The organism is Streptomyces sp. NPDC101178 (genome assembly GCF_044767965.1).
Lineage (GTDB): Bacteria > Actinomycetota > Actinomycetes > Streptomycetales > Streptomycetaceae > Streptomyces.
Map to the genome: position 1 here is coordinate 289,398 of NZ_JBIWOZ010000006.1, position 21,368 is coordinate 310,765.

Genomic DNA, 21,368 nt, shown 5'->3' on the forward strand with positions numbered 1-21,368 from the left:
CCCCGGGGGGGGGGGGGGGGGGGGGGGGGCCCCCCCCCCCGCCCCCCCGGGGGGCGCCCCCCCCGGGGGGGGGGGGGGCGCCCCGCGGGCGGGGCCCCCCCCCCCGCCCCTTTCCGTGTTCCGGGGAGGCGACTTTCGGTGTTCCGGGGAGGCGACGCGTTACGGGCGTCCGAGCAGCTCGGCCAGTCCGTCCGCCAGGCCGCCGCGCCAACAGGCATAGTCGTGGCCGCCGTTGAACTCCCGGTAGCGCACGTCGTAACCGCGCGCCCGCAGGATGTTGCGGAAGCGGCGGTTCTCCGCCAGCAGCATCCACTCCTGGTGGCCGACCTCCACGTGGAGAGTGACGGGCCGGCGCTCACCCCAGGCGTACTGCCTGGTGAGCCACTCGCCGTCGCGGTCGTCGTCGGGCCACCAGAAGGAGCCGGACTGGGAGAGCGCGAGGCCGAAGCGGTCCGAGCGCTGGAAGGCGGCGAAGGCTGCGGTCAGCCCGCCCGCGCTCTGGCCGGCGACGACGGTTCGGGCCGCGTCCGCCCCGGCCCCGTACTCCTGCTCCGCCCAGGGCAGCAGGGTGTCCGCGAGCCAGTCGACGAACGGGGCGCTGCACGCCAGGTCCTCCATGCGGCGGCCCATGGTGTCGATCAGCACCGCGACGGTGGGCGGGATGTCGCCGTCGGCGTGCAGGTTGTCGAAGATGTCGCCGACACCGAGCACCGGCCCCCACATCTCGCCGTCCAGAAGCACGGCGAGCGCGTACGGGCCCGCGTCCTGGTGGTGGCCGGGCGGGAGGTGGACCGTGATCCGGCGGCCGTCCACCTCGGTGTCGAGGCTCTCGCCCCGGTCCACCTCGTCGCGGCGCCGGGTGCGTGACTGGTCGGGCGCCGCGGGGAGTTCGAGTACGGAGGCGGGGTTGCGGCCTTCGCGGGAGGGCAGCGGGGCCCCGGTGTTGAGCGGGTCGGGCTCGGCCTGGTCGAGGACCAGGCGCCAGGAGGGACGGTCCGCGCGCAGGGCGTCCTCGCGGGTGCCGCGGGTGGCGTGGAACTGGTACGAGGCACGGTGGTCGGTGCGGAGCCGGTGGCTGATGGCCCAGACCCCCGTGCCCTCGACCCGTTCCATCAGGTGCGGGGCGAGGTCGCCCGCGTGCCGGTCCTTGTCGGTGACCGTGTGGACCAGGGCCAGGACGTGGGTGGCGGGGCGGGCGGGATCCTCGCGGCGGACGAGGGTGACCAGCCGGTGGTCGGCCTCGCCCTCGGGGTCGGGTTCCACGAGAGGGGCACCGATTTGGGAGACGTACCGCCAGAACGCCTCCTCGGCGTCCGGCCTGCCCGCGCGTACGTCCTCAAGAAGCGTACGCAGCAGGGGGCTTCGCACGGTGGGTACCTCGGATCGGCTGGGTCCCGCGGACACAGGCGGGGCGGGCGGGTTGCGGCGCGGTGGACAGGTCATGTGCGGGCCGCCTTTCAGACGCGGGTGGCGGCGGAGCGGCCGAGGAGCACCCAGAGGAGGAACGGGCCGCCGAGGACGGTCGTGACGATGCCGACGGGGAGTTCGACGCCGTCGAAGACGATCCGGCCGAGCGTGTCGGCGGCGACGACGAGGACGGCCCCGGTGAGCATCGAGCCGACCAGCGGAACGCGCAGCGGACCGGCGAGCCGGGAGGCGATGACCGGCGAGGCGAGCGCCACGAAACCCACCGGTCCGCAGATGCCGACCGCGAGCCCCGCGAGGCCGACGGCCAGCAGCAGCGCGAGGGCGCGGACCCGGCCGGGCGCCGAGCCGAGCGAGGAGGCGGTGGCGTCGTCGAAGCGCAGGACGCCGAGGTGGCGGGCGACGGCGAGGCTGATGGGGACGAGGACCGCGAGGCCGATGAGGACGGGTACGGCGACGGAGTAGCTGCGTCCGTTGAGGCTGCCGGAGGTCCATACGTACAGCGAGCCGGCGGAGCTCAAGGACCTACGGGAGAGGACGACTTGGGTGATCGCGGAGGCCAGGGCCGACATGGCGAGGCCGACGACGAGGACGCGGTAGCCGCGCTGGCCGAGGCCGCCGGAGACGGTGGTGACGACGATGACGGCGACCAGGGCGCCGATCGGCCCGGCCCACCAGGCGCCGAACGTTCCGGTGGCGCTGAGGGTCACGGAGAGCAGCACGGCGGCGGTGGCACCGTCGTTGACGCCGAGGAGTTCGGGCGTGGCGAGGCGGTTGCGGGCCAGGGTCTGGGTGAGGCAGCCCGCGAGGCCGAGTGCGGCGCCCGCGGTGAGGCCGGCGACGATGCGGCCGAGGCGGAAGTTCTGGACGAGCAGCACGTCGAAGCGGTCGCCCTGGCCGAAGACCGCGCGGAAGGTGCGGACCACGCCCATCTCGCTCTGGCCCGCGTAGGCGGAGAGGACGACGGCGACGAGCAGGGCCGCGGCGAGCACGATGGCGGCGAGGGCGGCGCGGCGGGTGATCAGCAGGGAGAGAGGGCCGCGGCGGACGACGACGGTGTCCGGCGGGCGGACCCGAACGGCTTTGGGCTTAAGGGACTTGGCGCGCGGCAGGGCCAGTTCGAAGCGGCGCGGGCGGTCCGGGGCGCGCTCCTCGGTGGCGGGTTCCGTCATGCCCATCGAGGCCAGTTGCCTGGAGCGGACGATGGCGATGAGGACCGGGGCGCCGATGAGGGCGACGATCACGGAGACGGGGGCCTCGAAGGGCCGCGAGACCACGCGGGCGGCGACGTCCGAGACGGCGAGCACGCAGGCGCCGATGAGCCCGGCGAGCAGGAGGCGGGCGGCCAGTCGGGTGCCGGCGATGGCACGGGCCAGGAATCCGGCGAGCAGGCCGAGGAAGGAGATGGGTCCGGCGAGCGCGACGGCGGAGGCGGTGAGGAGCGTGACGCCGATGGCGACGACCGTACGGATGACGGGCGGCCGGTGCCCGAGGCTGCGGGCCAGATCGTCGCCGAGCGCGAGAGCGGAGAGCGGTCGGGCGATGAGCAGCGCGACGAGGAAGCCGATGGCGAGGACGGGGGCGAGGCGGCCGAGCTCGCCGAACCCTTCGACACCGGCAAGGGAGCCGAGGACCCAGAAGCGGAATCGATCGTAGGTTTCGGCGGAGTTGACGACGATGACGCTGGTGAGCCCGCCGAAGGTGGCGCCGAGCGCGGCACCGGCGAGCACCAGGCGCATGGGAGAGCCGCCGCCGCGTCGTCCGGAGATGAGGAGGACCAGGCCGCTGGCGACCACGGCGCCGACGAACGCACAGACCAGGTAGGCGTAACCGGAATCGAAGCCGAGGAGCGCGATGCCCGCGACGACGCCGAGCGAGGCGCCGGCGTTGACGCCGAGCAGGCCGGTCTCGGCGAGCGGGTTGCGGGTGACCGCCTGGAGCAGGCAGCCGGCCACACCGAGGGCCGCGCCGACGAGCAGCGCGGTGAGGGTGCGCGGGAGGCGGAGGTCTCCGACGACGAGGGAGAGGCGGGCGTTGTCGCGGGCCCCGTCCCGGTTGAGCAGGTAGTCGAGCACGCCGCCGACGCCGACCTCGCCCGCGCCGATGGAGAGCGAGAGGCCGCTCAGCAGAAGGACGGCCGCGGCAAGACCGGCGACGGCGAGCGCCACGGTCCGGCGGCCGGCCGACGGCTCGGTCCCGACCGCGGCGCCAACTGCGGCTGCGGCCGCACCCAGGGCCGGTGCCGGGACGTCCGAAGCCGTCTCCGTACCCGGCGGTATCTCCGCATCGGGTACGGAACCGGGTCTGGAACCGGATTCAGGAGCGGGTTCCTCCGGTCCGGCGGGCGATGTCTTCGCCTTTCGTTCGCTCCCCCCTCCGTCCAACTGGGCGGCTGGGGAGTCATGTTCGGGAGCCGAGGCCGTGGTTCCCGTGTGCGGCGTTTGCATAAGGTGAGGCTAACCTAACCACATATCGACGGTCCGGCACCCTTCCGGGCGGTCGACTGAATTTAGGTTACCCTTACCTAACATCGAGGGGGAGGTTGTTCATGTATGCGGACATACCGGGCAGAAGTGGCGAGTTCGAGGGCCGCACGGCTCTGGTGACCGGTGCCGGACAAGGCATCGGAGCCGCCGTCGCCGAACTGCTCGCCGACCTCGGCGCCCAGGTGGCCGCCACCGACCGGGCCGGCCACACCATCGAGGCGCTGGCCGCCGACTGGCCACGGCGGCAGGAGAAACTGCCGGCGGGCGAGCGGTCGGCGGGCTCTCTGGAACCGTATGTGATGGACGTCACGGACCGCGTCGCGGTGGAGAACACCGTGGCCCGCGTCGAGGACGAACTCGGCCCGGTGGACGTCCTGGTGAACGTCGCGGGCATCCTGCGCGCCGGCCCGGTGGCCGCGCTCTCCGCTCAGGACTGGGCGGACACCTTCGCGGTGAACACCACCGGCGTCTTCCAGGTCTCGCAGAGCGTCGCCCCCCTGATGGCGGCCCGGAGGACCGGCGTCATCGTCACCGTCGGCTCCAACGCGGCCGGGATCCCGCGCACCGGCATGGCCGCCTACGCCGCTTCCAAGGCCGCCGCCGCCGTGTTCACCAGGTGTCTCGGCCTCGAACTCGCCGGCAGCGGCGTACGCTGCAACGTCGTCGCCCCCGGCTCCACCGACACCGCCATGCAGCGGGCCCTGTGGACCGACCCGGGTGCCGAACAGCGGCTGATCGACGGGGACCCGTCGACGTACCGCACCGGCATTCCGCTCGGCCGGATCGCCGAACCCGCCGACATCGCCGACGCGGTGGCGTTCCTCGCCTCGGACCGCGCCCGCCACATCACGCTCCAGGAGCTGTACGTCGACGGCGGCGCGACCCTGCGCTGACCGGCGGCCCCCGCACGACCCTCCGTACCACTTCACCTTCCCAGCCAGCCCCCCGCACCCGCTGACGGGACCATCGAGAATGGAGTCCCCGTGTCGACGGCATCCCAGGTCGCCACGCACGTCCCCCCGGCCGATCCGGCCCACCCCGCCGTAGGAGCGGCCACCTCTCTCCTGGACGCCTACACACCGGGCGACACGTTCCTCGCCACGCCCGGACGCACGCTGCTCGCGCGCGGACCGGGGCGCGAGGTCCCGCACGACCGGAGACCCTTGACCGACCGGGTGGACGCCACCCTGGCCGAGGCCGTCGCCGCCGGACAGGAGTCGCCCGTGGTGATCGGCGCCATCCCGTTCGACCACACGGCACCGGCCGCGCTCACCGTGCCGGCGTCGGTGCGCACCGCCCCGCCGCTCGCCTCCGACCCGATGATCGCCCTGCCCGCCGGCCCCTCCGCCACCACCGACTGGCAGATCCGCCCGGTGCCCGAGCCCGAGGTCTACGGCGAGGGCGTCGCCGCCGCCGTGGCACGCATGTGGCGCGGTGAGTTCAGCAAGGTGGTGCTGGCCCGCACCCTGGAACTCACCTCCGGCGCCCCGCTCGACCTGCCCGCGATGCTCCAGCGGCTGGCCCGCCGCGACCCCTCCGGCTACACCTTCGCCCTGCCGACCGGCCCTGCCCGCACCCTGATCGGCGCCAGCCCCGAGCTGCTCGTCTCCCGCCACGGCGACCAGGTCGTCGCCAACCCGCTCGCCGGGTCCACACCGCGCAGCTCCGACCTCGCCGAGGACGTCCGCCGGGCCGCGACACTGCTGGAGTCGGTCAAGGACCTCCACGAGCACGCCGTCGTGGTGGACGCCGTCCACCAGGCATTGGCCCCGCACTGCACCGGCATGACCGTCCCGGCCCGGCCGACCCTGATCCGTACCGCGACCATGTGGCACCTGTCGACCACGGTCACCGGCACCCTCGCCTCCGCCTCCGCCTCGGCGCTGGACCTGGCGATGGCGCTGCACCCGACACCCGCCGTCTGCGGCACGCCGACGATGACGGCCCGTCAGGTCATCGCGGAGACCGAGCCGTTCGACCGCGGCTTCTTCACCGGTGTCGTCGGCTGGGGGAACGCCGACGGTGACGGTGAATGGGTCGTCACGATCCGCTGCGCCGAGGCCGAGGAGCGCACGCTGCGCCTCTTCGCCGGCGCGGGGATCGTCGCCGCCTCCGAGCCCGAGGCGGAGACCGCCGAGACCGGCGCCAAGTTCCGTACGTTCCTGAGCGCCGTGGGAGCCGAGCTGTGAGTACGCAGACTGCTCCCACCTGGCCCGCCGAGTTCGCCGAGAAGTACCGGGCGGCCGGCTGGTGGCGCGGGGAGACCTTCGGCGAGATGCTGCGGCAGCGCGCCGAGGAGCACCCGGACCGGATCGCGATCGTCGACCCGGTGGCCGGGAACCGGTGGACGTACGCCGATCTCCACCGGCGCGCCGACCGGCTGGCCGCGGGCTTCCTCGCCCGCGGTATCGGCAAGGGCGACCATGTGGTGGTCCAACTCCCCAACATCGCCGAGTTCTTCGAGGTCATCTTCGCGCTGTTCCGGATCGGCGCGCTGCCCGTCTTCGCGCTCCCCGCCCACCGCGAGAGTGAGATCGCCTACTTCTGCGAGTTCACCGAGGCGGCCGCCTACGTCATCGCGGCCGAGAGCGGCGGCTACGACTACCGGGAGCTGGCGGCGAAAACACGCTCCCACGTACCCACGCTGAAGCACGTGTTCGTCGCGCAAGGCGATCCCGGCGCGTTCGAGGCGCTGGCCGAGGTGGCCGAGGAGCCGGTCGGCTACGGCGGGCCGCGCCCTGACGACCTGGCCTTCCTCCAGCTCTCCGGTGGCAGCACCGGCGTACCGAAACTGATCCCGCGCACCCACGACGACTACATCTACTCGCTGTGGGGCTCCAACGAGATCTGCGGGATCGACGAGAACAGCGTCTACCTGGTCGCGCTGCCCGCGGCCCACAACTTCCCGCTCTCCTCCCCCGGTTCGCTGGGTGTGCTGTACGCCGGCGGGCGCGTGGTGCTGTGCCCGCAGCCCTCGCCCGAGGTGGCCTTCCCGCTGATCGAGCGCGAGGGTGTGACCATCACCGGCCTGGTGCCGCCGCTGGCCCTGCTGTGGACCGAGGCCGCACCCGGCAGTGCGCATGACCTCAGCAGCCTGGACGTGCTGCTGGTGGGCGGTGCCAAGTTCAGCGAGGAGGCGGCCCGCCGGGTGCGTCCCGCGCTGGGCTGCACGCTCCAGCAGGTCTTCGGGATGGCGGAGGGGCTGGTCAACTACACGCGTCTGGACGACCCGGTGGAGACCATCGTCACCACGCAGGGCCGTCCCATCTCGCCGGACGACGAGATCCGGGTCGTCGACGACGAGGACCGCGAGGTGGAGCCGGGCGGGACGGGCCATCTGCTGACCCGGGGCCCGTACACGATCCGCGGCTACTGGAACGCGCCCGAGCACAACGCCCGTTCCTTCACCGAGGACGGCTTCTACCGCACCGGCGATGTCGTCCGGGTCACGGAGTCCGGCCACATCGTCGTGGAGGGGCGCGCCAAGGACCAGATCAACCGGGGCGGTGAGAAGGTCGCCGCCGAGGAGGTGGAGAACCACATCCTCGCCCACCCGGCCGTGCACGACGCCAACGTGGTGGCGGAACCGGACCCGTATCTGGGTGAGCGCGTCTGCGCGTACGTGATCCTGCGCTCGGGCGCCGGTCCGCTGAAGGCGGTGGCGGTCAAACGCTTCGTACGGGAACGGGGTCTGGCCGCCTACAAGGTGCCGGACCGGGTCGAGTTCGTGGACGCGTTCCCGCAGACCGGGGTCGGCAAGGTCTCCAAGAAGGACCTGCGCAACGCCGCCGCCCGCACCGCCGTCCCCGCTCCCTGACGTCTCCGCCGCACCTCTCCCCGCACCTCCTCGAACGGAACCCTCACCACCATGGCTCTCCCCGCCATCACCCCGTACCCCATGCCGGCCGCCGACGGACTGCCCGCCAACCGTGTCGACTGGACCGTCGACCCGGCGCGCGCCGTGCTCCTCGTCCACGACCTGCAGAACCACTTCCTGTCGGCGTACGACCGGCAGGCCGCGCCCGTGCCCGAACTCCTGTCGCATGTGGCCGAGTTGAAGAAGGAGGCGGCGCGCCTGGGCGTGCCGGTCCTCTACACCGCGCAGCCCGGCGGCCAGAGCGCCGAGGAGCGCGGGCTCCAGCAGGACTTCTGGGGCCCCGGGCTGCCGGCCGACGAGCACGCGGCGGCCATCGCGGACGAGGTCGCACCCGAGGACGGTGACACCGTCATCACCAAGTGGAAGTACAGCGGTTTCGTCCGCACCGATCTCCTGGAGCGGCTGCGCGAGCGGGGCCGCGACCAGATCGTCCTCACCGGCGTCTACGCCCACATCGGCGTTCTGATGACGGCGTGCGACGCGTGGATGCAGGACATCCAGGTGTTCGTGGTCGCCGACGCGGTGGCGGACTTCTCCGCCGACGACCACGCGATGGCGCTGCGCTGGGCGGCCGGCAAGTGCGCCGTCGTCACCACCACCCGAGCCGTCTTCGAAGGGAAGTGACCGCCGTGGCGCTGACGTTGGAGCAGCTGCGCGCCGATGTCGCCGATATCCTCGGCGAGGAGCCGGAGGAGATCCCGCTCGACGAGAACCTCGTCGACCACGGGCTCGACTCCGTCCGTCTGATGTCCCTGGCGGCGGCATGGCGCCGCGACCACGGGATCGAGGTGGCCTTCGCCGACCTCGCGGAGAAGCCGGCCCTGGAGGCCTGGGCGCCGCTGCTCGGCGTGGCCGCCTGAGCGGACGGCGGCGGTAGGCAGTCCTTCCGAGGGCGGTGCGGACCCGGCAGTACCGGGGTCCGCACCGCCCTCGGCGCGTTCTCCCCAGGGGCCGTGCTATAGTGCGATCAGCATACGTGGATGCCCCCTCGTCGGGCACCGGTGCTGATCTTCTCTCTCCATCGCTGTCGCGCCCGTCCTCGCAGGACCGGCGATCCAGCTTCTCCCGCAGCGATCTCGCTGTCTCTCCTTCCGGCTGCCGGGCTTCCGTGCCCCGGAGCGGGTGTGACGATGCCGCCCCTCCGTACGCCGGTCCCTCATGCGCCATGTCCGCGAAAGGACCCCTCCCATGATCACCACACTCGAACGCCCCGCCGTCCACGAGCCGCGCCCGGTCCGGGCCGCGGGCCTCCTGGACACCGCCCCCGGCGGCCACGGCCTCCTCCGCGTCCACGGCGGCCGCCCCTCCCCCGACGACATCAAGGTCTCCCCCGCGCTGATCCGCCGGTACGGCCTGCGCAAGGGCGACGCCGTGGAGGGGGGCTGCGAGCGGCCGCGCGTCCTCGCGTCCGTCGACCGGGTCAACGGCCTCGTGCCGCAGGCCCTGGGCGGCCGTGCCCACTTCCGTGACCTCACCCCGGTCCACCCCGCCGAACGGCTGCGGCTGGAGACGGAGAAGGGCGGTCCGGCGCTCCGGATCGTCGACCTGGTCTCTCCTGTCGGCAAGGGCCAGCGTGGCCTGCTCGTCGCGCCGCCGAAGACCGGAAAGACGGTCCTGCTCCAGCAGTTGGCCGCCGCCGTCGCCACCAACCACCCCGAGTGCCACCTGGTGGTGGTCCTCCTGGACGAACGCCCCGAGGAGGTCACCGACATGCGGCGCTCGGTACGCGGTGAGGTGTACGCCTCCACCTTCGACCGGCCCGCCAAGGAGCACATCGCCCTCGCCGACCTGGCCGTGGAGCGCGCCAAACGCCTCGTCGAGCAGGGGCAGGACGTGGTGGTCCTGCTGGACTCCCTCACCCGGCTGTGCCGCGCCCACAACAACGCGGCCGGACCGGGCGGCCGCACCCTGAGCGGCGGGGTCGACGCGGCGGCCCTCGCCGGTCCCAAGAAGCTGTTCGGTGCGGCGCGCAACGCCGAGGAGGGCGGCTCGCTCACCATCCTGGCGACCGCGCTGGTGGAGACGGGCTCCCGCGCCGACGACTTCTTCTACGAGGAGTTGAAGGGAACCGGCAACATGGAGCTGCACCTGGACCGCTCGCTCGCGGACCGGCGCGTCTTCCCGGCGGTCGACATCGCCCGCTCCGGCACCCGCCGCGAGGAGCTGCTGACGGGCGCCGCCGAGCTGGCCACCGTACGGGCGCTGCGCCGCGCCCTGCACGCCCGGGACGGTCACGGCGGCCTGGAGGCGCTGCTGGACAAGGTGCGCCGCACCCCGGACAACGCCACGTTCCTGCGTCAGGTGCAGCCCACCGTGCCGGGCACCTGAGCACACCGCTCAGCGCCGCGCGGACAGCTCCGCCGCCTCCCTGCGCCGCCGCTGCTCCCGTACGTCGGCGACCGGTGCGGCGGCCATCAGCGCCCGGGTGTAGGGGTGGCGGGGCTCCGAGGTGACCTGGACCGCGTCACCGGTCTCGACGAGTTCGCCGCCCTGGATGACCGCCACCCGGTGGCTCATGAACCGGACGACCCCCAGGTCGTGCGTGACGAAGAGGTAGGCGACCTGCGTCTCCTCCTGGATCTCCAGGAGGAGTTCGAGGACGGTGCGCTGGGTGGTCAGGTCCAGCGCGGAGACCGGTTCGTCGCAGATGACCAGCCGGGGGCGCAGGGCCAGGGCGCGGGCGATGGCGACCCGCTGGCGCTGCCCGCCGGAGAACTCCCGGGGCAGCCGGTCGGCGGCGTCGGCGGGCAGGCGTACCCGCTCCAGCAGTTCCGCGATCCGGGCCCGTGCCTCCTTGGTCCCGGTGCCCTGGCCGAGCAGGGGTTCGCCGAGCGTGTCGCCGACCGTACGGGAGGGGTTGAGCGAGGTGTACGGGTCCTGGAACACGACCTGGAGGTCGCGGGCCAGGGCCCGTCGGCGCGCCCGCCCGGCCCGCTCGATGCGGCTGCCCGCGAAGGTGATGGTGCCCGACTCCACGGGTGCGAGGCCGAGGACCGCCCGGCCGATCGTCGTCTTGCCCGAGCCGGACTCGCCGACCAGGCCGAGGGTCTCCCCGGGGCGGATGTCGAGGCTCACCCCCTTGAGGATCTCGGCGCGCGGTGCGCGGCGGTCCTTGCCGGGGTAGGAGACCCGTAGGTCGCGGAGGGAGAGCAGGGCGTCCGGGAACTCCTCGCCGCGCTCGTCGGTGGCGTAGCTGGTCATACGGTGGCGCTCCTCGCCTCTCGTGGCTGCCACGGCTCCCGGGGCGGCGCGTCGTCCAGGACCGCGTCGAGCAGGGACCGGGTGTAGGGGTCGCGCGGCGCGTGGACGACCTGTTCGGCGGTGCCGGTCTCGACGATCCGGCCGGCGCTCATCACCGCCACCCGGTCGCAGAGGTCCGCGACGACACCGAGGTTGTGGGTGACCAGGAGGACCCCGAGCCCGCGGTCCCGCTGGAGGCGGCGCAGCAGTTCCAGGACCTCCGCCTGGACGACGACGTCGAGTGCGGTGGTGGGCTCGTCCGCGATGAGGAGTTCCGGGTCGCAGGACATCGCCCCGGCGATCAGGACGCGTTGGGCCATACCGCCGGAGATCTCGTGCGGATACAGCCGCATCGCGCGTTCGGGCGACGGGATCTCCACCAGCCGCAGCAGGTCCAGCGCGCGGGTCTCGGCCTCCTTGCGGGTGATCCCGAGGACGTGGCGCATCGGCTCCATGAGCTGGCTGCCGATGGTGAAGGCCGGGTCGAGGTTGCTCATCGGTTCCTGGGGGACGTACGCGACCGTTCCGCCCCGCAGGGTGCGGTGGTCGCGCTCCGGCAGGCCGACGGTCTCCCGCCCGTTGACGGTGATGCTGCCCGACCCGATCCTGCCGCCCTCCGGCAGGATGCCGAGGACCGAGAACGCCGTCTGGGACTTGCCGGACCCCGACTCGCCGACCAGACCCACGATCTCGCCGGGTGCGACGTCGAGGTCCACACCGTGCACGACCTGCCTGGGCGGGCCGTCGGGCCGGTCGTAGACCACGGTGAGGCCGCGCACCGAGAGCAGCGGGCTGCGCGGTCCGGACTCCGCCGGGGTCTCGAAGGCCGGTGCGGGGCGTGGCCGTCGCGGGGAGCGTCCGCCGTCCGCCGGTCCGCCGCGTTCCTCCAGCGCGTCGCGCAGGGCGCCCGCGAGCAGGACCAGTGCGCCGTTGGTGATGCCGAGGGCGAGTCCGGGCCAGAGCATGAGGAGCGGGGCCCGCTGGATGTTCTGGAACGCCTCGTTGAGCATCGCGCCCCAGGTGGCCGAGGAGCCGCTGCCGACGCCGAGGAACTCCAGTCCGGCCTGGAGGCCGATGGCGATCCCGGCGACCAGGGCGACCTGGATGATGACGGGGCCGCGTACGACGATGAGGATGTGCCGCCCGACGATGCGGGCGTCGGAGAGTCCGGACACCTTGGCGGCGTCCACGTACAGCTCCTTGCGGACGTTGGCGACGATGCCCCGCACCAGGCGGAAGAAGCTGGGCGCGGCGAGCACGCCGAGCACGATCATCAGGACCCAGACGTTGGGGCCGAGGATGGCGCGGGAGGCGAGCAGGACCACCATGGCGGGCAGGGCCATGACGAGGTTGACGGCCCAGTTGGCCGCCGAGTCGAACCAGCCGGCGCGGTACCCGGCGTACAGCCCGGTGGGCACGCCGAGCGCGAGGGCCACGCCCAGGGCGATCAGCGCGCCGCCGAGGGTGTTGCGGCCGCCGTACAGGAGGCGGGAGAGGATGTCGCGGCCCGCCGAGTCCATACCGAGCGGGTGCGCCGCGCTCGGCCCCTCGAACGCGGCGCCCAGCGCGGAGGCGTCGGGGGCCTGCGGGGCGATGAGCGGCGCGAGGAGCACGGCGGCGACCAGGAGCAGCAGGACTCCGGCGGAGGCGGCGCCGAGCGGGTTGCGCAGGAGGCGCCGGGGCAGTCCGCCGCGTCCGGCGGCCCGGGTGTCGGAGGCGGGTGCGGAGTCGGGTGCCGGGCGGGGCGGGGGCGCCGGGTCGGCCGGGAGGTTGTCGCTCATGCGACCCTCGCCTTCGGGTTGAGCCAGCCGATCATGACATCGACCAGGAGGTTGATCAGGACGACTCCGATGACCGTGAGCATGACCAGGGCCATGATCACGGGGATGTCGCCGCGGGTGGTGTAGGTGACGGTCATGCTGCCGATGCCGGGGAGCCCGAAGATCTGCTCCACGATGACCGCGCCGCCCAGCAGGCCGACGAACTGCATGCCGAGCACCGACAGCGCGGGCGCGGAGGCGTTGCGCAGGACGTGCCGGAGGACGATCCGCGAGGTGGGCAGCCCACGGGCGCGCAGCGTGCGGATGTAGTCCTGGCGCAGTACATCGATGACCGCGCCCCGGACCTGCTGGGAGACGCCGGCCACCGAGGCGACCGACAGCGCGAGAATGGGCAGCGTGATGGTGGAGAGCCAGCCGGACGGCGACACGGAGAACGCGGTGTAGCCGATGGCCGGGAACCAGTTGAGGTTGACCGCGAAGACCAGCACGATCACCAGGGTCACCAGGAAGCCGGGGAGCGCGTACCCGATCACGCCGAGCACCTGGACGAAGCGGTCGGCGGCGCCGCGCCGCACTCCGGCCCAGACGCCGAGCAGGAACGACACGACGGTGGCGACCAGGGTCACCCCCACCATCAGGCTCGCGGTGACCGGGAGCCGGGCGGTGACCGCGGTGGTGACGTCCTCGCTGGTGAACCAGGAGGTGCCGAGGTCGCCGCGGAGCGCGTGGGAGAGCCAGTCGGTGTACTGCGCGAGGACCGGCCGGTCGAGTCCGAGCGCGGTGTTCTTCGCGTCGACGGCGGCCTGGTCGGCGCCCTGGCCGAGCAGCGTACGGCCGACGTCGGTGTCCGGGATGGACAGCAGCAGGTAGGAGAGGAAGGAGATGACGAGGAGGAGCAGGGCTCCCGCCGCGATCCTGCGGGCGATGAAGTTCAGCATGGCACTCGGTATCTGTCGGGCGCTTCAGGAGAGGCCGTCGTGGTCTCAGCCGGCGGGGGCGTAGTTGTAGATCGACGGGACGGCCATGCCGGACTGCGGGGTGATCCGCACCGTGCCGTCGGAGACGTGCAGGTACGTCATGCGGTAGAAGGGCACGAACCACCCCTCCTCGACCAGGTGCCGGTTCAGCTGCCGGGCGGCTTCCTTCTGCTTCTTCCCGCCGCTCTGGATCTGCGGCAGGAGCTTGCCGACGGTCGCGTCGGTGGTGCCGAACATGTTGAACGTGCCCGGGGTGACCAGTTCGTTGACGACGATCCAGTCGTCGGCGGCCTGGCCCATGTTCATGACCATGCCGGGGTAGGCGCGGTCGGTGAAGATCTTGCGGAGCGCGGTGGAGCCGTCGAGTTCCTCCCACGTCAGCGTGATGCCGACGGCCTTGAGGTCGGTGGTCAGGGAGGAGGCGAGGGCGTCGTTGACGATCGCGCTCATCCGGGGGAGCTTGAGGGTGAACCCCTTGGCGTACCCGGCGGACTTCAGCAGGGACTTGGCCTTGGCCGGGTCGTGCGCGTAGTACGTGTCCAGCGCCTTGTCGTAGCCCGCGGTGTCCGGGCCGAAGACCTGGCCGGTGGCGGCGCCGCGGTTCTGCCGGATGGTGGCCAGCATGGTCTTCCGGTCGACCGCGTGGTTGAGCGCCTGGCGCACGCGGGCGTCCTTGAGCGCCGGAGTGATGGCGCCGCCCCGGTCGAACAGCAGCAGCCCCTGGAAGTCGAACTCCTGCTCCGTCGTCTTCACCCGGGGGTCGGACTCGATGCTGATCTGCTGGTCGGCGTTCTGGAGGAGGGCCGCGTTCACCTGGCCGGTCCGCAGGCCGTTGACGATCGCCGTCTCGTTGTCGAAGAAGCTGATCGCCAGCTCCTTGTACGGGAGTTCCTCGCCCCAGTAGTCGGCGTTGCGCTCGTAGACCCACTTGGTGCCGATGGTCGTCTTCGCCTTGGCCAGGCGGTACGGGCCGGTGCCGTCCGGGGTCGTCTTGAGGGCGTCGCCCTTGGCGAAGGCCGCGGGGTTGGCCATCAGGCCGGCGGCGTCGCTGAGGTAGAAGAGCATCGCGGGGTCGGGCTGGGCGAGCTTCAGGGTGACGTGCGTGGCGTCGGCGACCTCGACGGACGTGAGGTCCTTGAGCCACTTGGCCGCCGCGCCGCCGCCCTTCTTGAAGCGCTCCAGGTTGGCCTTGACGGCGGCGCCGTCGAAGGCGCTGCCGTCGGCGAACTTCACGTCGTCGCGCAGGGTCAGGGTGAGGGCGGTCCTGCTGTCGTCGTACGTCCACTCGGTGGCGAGCATCGGGCTGAACTCGCCGTCGGACTCGCGCTTGACCAGGGTGTCGTAGACGGCCTGGAAGAACGGCAGGGCGCTGCCGACCGCCTGGGAGGGGTCGAGGCTCTGCGGGGAGGTCAGCGTGGCGAGGTTCAGCTGCGCTCCGGCGCTGCCCTGCGGGCCGCTGCCCGCGCAGCCGGCGAGCGTGAGGACGGCCGCCAGGCAACCGGCCAGGGCCGCGTTTCGGGTGGTTCTGCTCATGGGTTCGCTCCGTCTGGAGAGCCCGGGAAGGACGTCCCGGGGTGGAGTGGCGGTGAGCCTACCTGCGGAATTAACCACTTGGTAGGTTTTTTGAGCGGGAAATTAACCAGCTGGTAAGTTCCGTGGGGTGGAGTCAGGGGTACCGGGCGGCGACGCCGTGTCCGACGAGCACAGGGGGCCGCCGCGATGAGCACAGGGACCGGGCGTGCCCCGTACCGGCCGGGGGCCGAGGAAGCCCGTCCGTCGAAGGGGGAGCGCACCCGCGCCCGCATCCTCGACGCGGCGGCCGAGCTTTTCGCCCGCTCCGGCTTCAACGCGGTCTCGCTGCGCGACATCGCCGCCCACGCGGGGCTGACCCATGCCGGACTGCTGCACCACTTCCCGGGCAAGGACCGTCTGCTCCTGGAGGTCCTGGAGCGACGCGACCTGGTCGACGCCCGCGAGCTCTTCCCGGGTCTGCTGCGGCCGGGCTCGCCCGCTCCGGAACCGGCCCGGCGGCTGCGGCTGCTGCTGGATCTGGTGGCGCGCAACAGCCGGACGCCGGGCCTGGTCGCGCTGTACGCGAAGCTGTCCGCCGAGGCGACCGATCCGGACCACCCGGCGCACAACTACTTCACCCGGCGCTACCGGTACCTGCGCACCGAGCTGACCGGCGTCGTGGCCGGTCTCCAGCGGGCCGCCGGCGCGGACGGCGCCGTCGACCCGGGTGTGGTGGCCGGTCAGCTGCTGGCGCTGATGGACGGCTTGCAGACGCAGTGGCTGCTGGAGCCGGAGGCCGTACCGATGGAGGCGCTCGTACGCGACTTCCTGGACCGCCTGGGACTGCTGCCCGAGGACGGTACGGAGGACACGGAGGGGGCGAGGGACGGCGCGGAGGCCGGCGGCGTCAGCCGTTGAGGGTTGCGAGGCCCGCATCGGCCGTGCTCCGGTGTCCGGCCGCATTGGGGTGGAACCCGGTCGCCTCCGCGGTCTCCTCGGGCTCGATCCAGCGCACGCCCTGCGGCTTGCACGCGTCGTGCCCGACCGAGGGCGTGTAGGCGTCGGCATAGGCCGCGCCCTGCCCGGCCGCCTGCTGCGCGAGCATCGCGTTGAGCTGCTTCTGCTTGTCCCGGAACCAGGCGAAGTCGCCGTCGGCGAAGGGGACGACCGGCCGGCAGGAGGTGCCGTCGTCGGGGACGATCGCCGGATACCCCACCACCAGGACGCGGGCCTGCGGCGAGCGGGCCTGGATCGCGGCGAGGACGGCGGCCACCTTCGGCGCGGTGGCGCCGATGCGGGTGCCGATCTCGTCGGTGCCGAGCAGGGTGTAGCTCCGCTTGCACGGTGCGCCCAGCGGGGCGAGCTTGCCGAGCAGGACGCAGCGGGTGAGGACGCCGGGGAGATCGAGGTCGTTGCCCCCGATGCCGAGGGTGACCAGGGTCGTGTCGGTCCGCAGGGCGTCCAGTTGGGGCGGCGCCGATCCTTGCGGGGCGGCCATGTGACGGGTGTCGGCGCCCGCGCAGGTGACATCGGTGAACGACGCCACCGGGAGGGCGGCGGCCACCAGGGCCGGGTAGTTGCGCGAGGAGCGGCCGCAGGCGGCGTCCGTCTGCTCGGGGATGCCGGGGCCCGAGCTGAAGGAGTCGCCGAGCGCCACGTAGTGGACCGGGGCGCTCCGCGCGGCATCGCCGGACGTTCCCGGTGCCGGGGCGGCCGTGGCCGGGGCGCCGGCCGTGGCCAGGAGAGCCGTGGCGGCGGTGGCGGCCAGGGCGGCGGCAGTGGTGCGGCGTCGATGTACGGCGGGGGCGGGGTGCCTGGCGGCAGGGTGCATGGCCAATCCTCGTCTCTTCGGCGCGGAGGCGCCGTCGGAAGGTGGGAAGCAGAGGCGGACGCGGGTGCGGGGCGGTGGGCACCGGCTGACGCGGGGTCGGACGAGGGTCACTCGGAGACCGGACGGACCGGAGAGCGAAAACCGTACGATGAACGGTTTCCAGCCGTCAAGGGTGCGCGCAGCGCCGTTCCGCCACCGCCGGCACCCCCGGGCGCACGGCGCGGAGCCGGGCGGCGCACACCCTTGACACCCAAAACCGATCAACTTACGGTTTTTACGATGGCGGCCGTACGTCCGGCCCCATCCCCTCCGAGCCGCCCGGGGCGGATCCGCCGCCGAGAGCCGGCCGCTCCCCCGCCTCCCGCATCCACGCCCACGCCCCCACTCGACCCGACAGGTGCGCCGTATGACGACCGACCAGACCTCACCGCCCCCGGCGGCAGACCCCTTTGCCGATCCGCTCACCCTGGCCGAGAAGGCCTCACTGACCAGTGGCGGCGGGGACTTCGTCACCTCGGCCGTGGACCGGGCCGGCGTCCCGGCCGTCACCCTCTCCGACGGGCCGCACGGGCTGCGCCTGCCCAAGGAGGCGGGCGACGGAGGCCAGCTCGACCTGCACAGCGCCGCCCCGGCCACCTGCTATCCGCCCGCCGTGGCGCTCGGCAGCAGCTGGGATCCGGAGCTCGCCCACCGCGTCGCCGGAGCGCTCGCGGACGAGGCGAGGGCGCACGGTGTCCGGGTGCTCCTCGGTCCGGGCATCAACATCAAGCGCTCACCGCTCTGCGGTCGCAACTTCGAGTACTTCTCCGAGGACCCGCTGCTCACCGCCGAGCTGGGTGGCGCCATGGTGCGCGGGCTCCAGGAGTCCGGTGTGGGCGCGGCACTCAAGCACTACGCGGCCAACAACCAGGAGACCGACCGGATGCGGGTCAGCGCCGACATCGACGAGCGCCCGCTGCGGGAGATCTACCTCCGGGCCTTCGAGCGCATCGTCCGCCGCGACCGCCCCTGGTCCGTGATGTCCTCCTACAACGCGGTCAACGGGGTGACCCTCTCGGAGAACACCCGGCTGCTGACCGACGTCCTGCGCGCCGAGTGGGGCTTCGACGGCATCGTGATGTCCGACTGGGGTGCCGTACGCGACCGGGTCGCCGCCCTCCGCGCGGGTCTGGACCTCCAGATGCCCGGCACCCAGGGGCGTACCGACGCGCAGGTCGTGGCCGCCGTGCGGGACGGCTCCCTGGACGAGGCGGTGCTGGACACCGCCGTGGAGCGCCTGGTCCGCTTCGCCCGGCGCGCCGCGACCGGCGACGGCCGCCCCGAACCGCGGATGACCGTGGACGACCACCACCGCCTCGCCGGGGAGGCGGCGGAGCGATGCGTGGTGCTGCTCAGGAACGAGGACGGGCTGCTGCCGCTGAGCCCGGACGCCGGAAGCGTCGCCGTCATCGGTGAGCTGGCCCGCACCCCCCGCTACCAGGGGGCCGGCAGCTCCCAGGTCACCCCCACCCGGCTGGACGTGCCGCTCGACGCGCTGCGCGACCGCGCCGGGGGAGCACGGGTCGCCTTCGCCCCCGGGTACGCCCTGGCGGTCGGCGGCACCGTGCGGGCCCCGGCCGACGAGAACGCGCTCACGGAGGAGGCGGTCCGGCTCGCCGCCGGGTCCGACACCGTGCTGCTGTTCCTCGGCCTCTCCTCCCAGGACGAGTCCGAAGGGTTCGACCGGGACCACATCGATCTGCCGGAGGACCAACTGCGCCTCCTGGAGGCCGTCGTGGCCGCCAACCCGCGTACCGTCGTCGTCCTCTCCAACGGCGGAGTGGTCCGCACCGACCCCTGGCACCGCACGGTCCCCGCACTCGTCGAGGGCTGGCTGCTCGGCCAGGCGGGCGGCGGGGCGCTGGCCCGGGTCCTGTTCGGCGACGTCAACCCGTCCGGCAAGCTGGCGGAGACCGTACCGCTGCGACTGGAGCACTCCCCGAGCCACCTCTCCTTCCCCGGCGAGGAAGGCCATGTCCGGTACGGCGAGGGCGTCTTCGTCGGCTATCGGGGGTACGACGCGGCCGACCGCCAGGTGGCGTTCCCCTTCGGCCACGGGCTGTCGTACACGACGTTCACGTACAGCGGGCTGCGGGTCACGCCGGAGGAGGACGGCAGCCGTTTCGCGGTCGCGGTCACCGTCGCCAACACCGGGTCGCGCACCGGGCGTGAGACCGTCCAGGTGTACAGCGGCGGCCCCGCCGTCTCGTCCGTGGCGCGTCCGCCGAGGGAGCTGCGCGGCTTCGCCTCGGTGACGCTCGCTCCGGGCGAGAGCGGCGAGGTGGTCGTCCGCGTCTCCCGCGACGACCTCGCGTACTACAGCGAGCGGGAGGGCGGATGGCGGGTCGAGGGCGGCGACTACGTCATCGCGGCGGGCGCGTCGTCGCGCGACCTCCGGCTCAGCGCCGAGGTCACCGTGGCGGGCGATCCCCCGCGGCTCGTGCTCACCGGCCGCAACTCCCTCGCCGAGTGGCTGGAGCACCCCGTCGGCGGCCCGCTGCTGATGAAGGGGTTCGCCGAGGGCCGGGCCGCGGCAGGGGCTGAGGCGGGGCCGAGCGCGCTGGAGAACCCGGTGCTGTGGCGGTTCCTCGCCGGGATGCCGCTGGAGGTGATCGCCGACTTCCCGCAGAGTCCGGTGGGTCCCGAGGGCGTGGCCGCTCTGGTGGCGGCCGCGGCCTCGCCCGGCGCGGCCGACACCCCCGGCGCACCCGGCACGGACGAGCCGCGGGCATGAGCGGACGCCGTCCGGCCCCGGAGGTCACGGGAATCGTGCGGCCGGGCTGGGAAGGCGTCCGGGACGCGTTCACGCGCGGCCAGTCGGGGGACCCGGGCGGCGCGCAACTGGCCGTCCGCCACGAGGGCCGGACGGTCGTGGACCTCTGGACGCCGGGCCTGGGCCGGTTCGGGTACGGCGCCGGGGCGGTCGGGGGCGCGGTGCCCGACGGCGTTCACGGGACCGGGGCCGGGTACGGAACCGGGGCCGAGGCCGGGACCGCGACCGCGACCGGCTACGAGAACAGGACCGAGGCCGAGGCCGGGCGTGACGCCGAGACCGGATACGGGAGCGAGCGCGGAGCCGGAATCGGAGGCGAGGTGTTCCGGGCCGATTCCGTGGGTGTCCTCATGTCGGTCTCCAAAGCCCTGGTGGCCGTCTGCGCGCATCTGCTGATCGAGCGGGGCCTCCTGGATCCGGACGACCCCGTCGCCCGACACTGGCCCGAGTTCTCCGCCGCCGGAAAGGCGGGGACCACGATCACGGACCTGCTGGCTCACCGCGCCGGGCTCCCGGCGTACACCGACGACCCGGCGGGCCTCCCGGACCCGTTTCTGCTGGACCCGAGGGCCCGGGTTCGGGCCTTGGCGGCGATGTCTCCGGTGTGGGACCCGGGGAAGGCGTTCCTCTACCACGCGCTCACCTACGGCGATCTGGTCGGCGAGGTCGTCCGCCGGGTGTCCGGCGAAAGCGTCGGCCGGTTCTTCGCCCGCGAGGTCGCCGGGCCCCTGGGGCTGGACCTGTGGATCGGCCTGCCGGAACGGGAGGAGCACCGCTTCGTACCGCAGCGGGCGGTGCGCCCCGACCCGACGCCCGGGCAGGTGGCGCAGGCGGTGGAGCGGGCCGGCCTCGCCCCCGGCGACCGGCTCGCAACCTCGCTGCGGGCCTCGTCCGCCGAACTCGGCCGCGCCACGGCGTCCTTCGGCACCCGCCGGGGCCGGGCGGCGGAGTTCCCGGCGGCGGGAGCCATCGGCGACGCCCGCTCCCTCGCCCGGCTGTACGCGGCTCTCGTCGGCCACGTGGACGGCGTACGGCTGCTGTCGGCGACCACGGTGGACCGGGCGAGGACCCCCTGCACCGACCACCTGCCGCAGCCCGGAGTTCTGCACCGGCTGGACGGGCCCGACCGCTCACGTTTCGGGCTGGGCTTCGAACTCCCTCGGCCCGGCCTGCCGTTGCTGGGCGAGGGGTCGTTCGGACATGCGGGCGCGGGCGGCCGGCTGGGGATGGCCCATCCGGAGAGCGGACTCGCGGTCGGCTACGTCTGCGCCGCGATGGCGTGGGAGCCGTCGGCGGGACCCGATCCCCGGTGGATGCCGTGGACCGAGGCGGTACGGAAAGCGGCCGGGCTCAGCGGCGGCTGAGGCCCGGCCCGGCGGGGGCACTCCCCCGGTGCCGGCAGGAGGCGGCGGGCGGGAAGGCCGGAA

At 73.3% G+C, this 21,368-nt stretch carries 16 protein-coding genes; 9 read left to right on the forward strand and 7 right to left on the reverse strand.

Annotated features, from left to right (window positions below):
• Nucleotides 1-159: 159 nt before the first annotated feature.
• Together fes and fhuB are read right to left on the reverse strand one after the other, a co-directional pair.
• Nucleotides 160-1,443: an enterochelin esterase gene (fes, locus tag ACIRR8_RS19530; protein ID WP_404066093.1), complete on the reverse strand. Its 1,284-nt coding sequence runs from the start codon at nt 1,441-1,443 to the stop codon at nt 160-162.
• Between the two features lie 14 nt (nt 1,444-1,457).
• Nucleotides 1,458-3,872, reverse strand: a complete 2,415-nt coding sequence (gene fhuB / locus ACIRR8_RS19535) for a Fe(3+)-hydroxamate ABC transporter permease FhuB (protein WP_404066095.1) — start codon at nt 3,870-3,872, stop codon at nt 1,458-1,460.
• Between the two features lie 101 nt (nt 3,873-3,973).
• On the opposite strand from fhuB, the gene ACIRR8_RS19540 reads away from it, so the two are divergent.
• From ACIRR8_RS19540 to rho, 6 genes are all read left to right on the forward strand, one after another.
• Entirely contained in the window at nt 3,974-4,804 is an 831-nt protein-coding gene (locus tag ACIRR8_RS19540) for a 2,3-dihydro-2,3-dihydroxybenzoate dehydrogenase (RefSeq protein ID WP_404066097.1), read from the forward strand.
• A gap of 90 nt (nt 4,805-4,894) precedes the next feature.
• On the forward strand, nt 4,895-6,100 hold the full coding sequence (dhbC, locus tag ACIRR8_RS19545; protein ID WP_404066099.1) for an isochorismate synthase DhbC: 1,206 nt from the start codon (nt 4,895-4,897) through the stop codon (nt 6,098-6,100).
• Complete coding sequence (locus ACIRR8_RS19550) at nt 6,097-7,728, forward strand: (2,3-dihydroxybenzoyl)adenylate synthase (protein WP_404066102.1); 1,632 nt, start codon at nt 6,097-6,099, stop codon at nt 7,726-7,728. The genes dhbC and ACIRR8_RS19550 overlap by 4 nt, the downstream gene beginning before the upstream one ends.
• Before the next feature lie 51 nt (nt 7,729-7,779).
• Nucleotides 7,780-8,412 carry an isochorismatase family protein gene (locus tag ACIRR8_RS19555; protein WP_404066105.1) on the forward strand — a complete coding sequence of 211 codons (633 nt, stop codon included), beginning with the start codon at nt 7,780-7,782 and terminating at the stop codon, nt 8,410-8,412.
• Nucleotides 8,409-8,648 carry a phosphopantetheine-binding protein gene (locus ACIRR8_RS19560; protein WP_404066108.1) on the forward strand — a complete coding sequence of 80 codons (240 nt, stop codon included), beginning with the start codon at nt 8,409-8,411 and terminating at the stop codon, nt 8,646-8,648. Before ACIRR8_RS19555 ends, ACIRR8_RS19560 begins: the two co-directional genes overlap by 4 nt.
• Before the next feature lie 328 nt (nt 8,649-8,976).
• The gene (rho, locus tag ACIRR8_RS19565) at nt 8,977-10,116 is read left to right on the forward strand and encodes a transcription termination factor Rho (RefSeq protein ID WP_404066110.1); all 1,140 of its coding nucleotides are present in this window, start codon (nt 8,977-8,979) and stop codon (nt 10,114-10,116) included.
• A gap of 9 nt (nt 10,117-10,125) precedes the next feature.
• Here rho and ACIRR8_RS19570 read toward each other — a convergent pair whose 3' ends face one another.
• Genes ACIRR8_RS19570 through ACIRR8_RS19585 form a run of 4 tightly spaced genes read right to left on the reverse strand, consistent with a single transcriptional unit; the run spans nt 10,126 to nt 15,319 of the window.
• On the reverse strand, nt 10,126-10,989 hold the full coding sequence (locus tag ACIRR8_RS19570; protein ID WP_404066113.1) for an ABC transporter ATP-binding protein: 864 nt from the start codon (nt 10,987-10,989) through the stop codon (nt 10,126-10,128).
• Nucleotides 10,986-12,809, reverse strand: a complete 1,824-nt coding sequence (locus tag ACIRR8_RS19575) for a dipeptide/oligopeptide/nickel ABC transporter permease/ATP-binding protein (protein ID WP_404066116.1) — start codon at nt 12,807-12,809, stop codon at nt 10,986-10,988. Before ACIRR8_RS19575 ends, ACIRR8_RS19570 begins: the two co-directional genes overlap by 4 nt.
• Nucleotides 12,806-13,747 carry an ABC transporter permease gene (locus tag ACIRR8_RS19580; protein WP_404066119.1) on the reverse strand — a complete coding sequence of 314 codons (942 nt, stop codon included), beginning with the start codon at nt 13,745-13,747 and terminating at the stop codon, nt 12,806-12,808. Before ACIRR8_RS19580 ends, ACIRR8_RS19575 begins: the two co-directional genes overlap by 4 nt.
• A 45-nt stretch (nt 13,748-13,792) precedes the next feature.
• Complete coding sequence (locus ACIRR8_RS19585) at nt 13,793-15,319, reverse strand: ABC transporter substrate-binding protein (RefSeq protein WP_404066121.1); 1,527 nt, start codon at nt 15,317-15,319, stop codon at nt 13,793-13,795.
• A 186-nt stretch (nt 15,320-15,505) separates the two neighbouring features.
• Between ACIRR8_RS19585 and ACIRR8_RS19590 the strand changes: the two genes are divergently transcribed.
• Nucleotides 15,506-16,216 carry a TetR/AcrR family transcriptional regulator gene (locus ACIRR8_RS19590; protein ID WP_404066124.1) on the forward strand — a complete coding sequence of 237 codons (711 nt, stop codon included), beginning with the start codon at nt 15,506-15,508 and terminating at the stop codon, nt 16,214-16,216.
• On the opposite strand, the gene ACIRR8_RS19595 is transcribed toward ACIRR8_RS19590, so the two are convergent.
• Nucleotides 16,206-17,129, reverse strand: a complete 924-nt coding sequence (locus ACIRR8_RS19595) for an SGNH/GDSL hydrolase family protein (RefSeq protein ID WP_404066126.1) — start codon at nt 17,127-17,129, stop codon at nt 16,206-16,208. The genes ACIRR8_RS19590 and ACIRR8_RS19595 overlap by 11 nt on opposite strands.
• A 406-nt stretch (nt 17,130-17,535) precedes the next feature.
• Here ACIRR8_RS19595 and ACIRR8_RS19600 point away from each other — a divergent pair, with 406 nt between their 5' ends.
• Nucleotides 17,536-19,902: a glycoside hydrolase family 3 C-terminal domain-containing protein gene (locus tag ACIRR8_RS19600; RefSeq protein ID WP_404066128.1), complete on the forward strand. Its 2,367-nt coding sequence runs from the start codon at nt 17,536-17,538 to the stop codon at nt 19,900-19,902.
• A complete protein-coding gene (locus tag ACIRR8_RS19605; RefSeq protein ID WP_404066131.1) occupies nt 19,899-21,305 on the forward strand; it encodes a serine hydrolase domain-containing protein in 1,407 nt (468 codons plus the stop codon). Before ACIRR8_RS19600 ends, ACIRR8_RS19605 begins: the two co-directional genes overlap by 4 nt.
• Nucleotides 21,306-21,368: the final 63 nt, after the last annotated feature.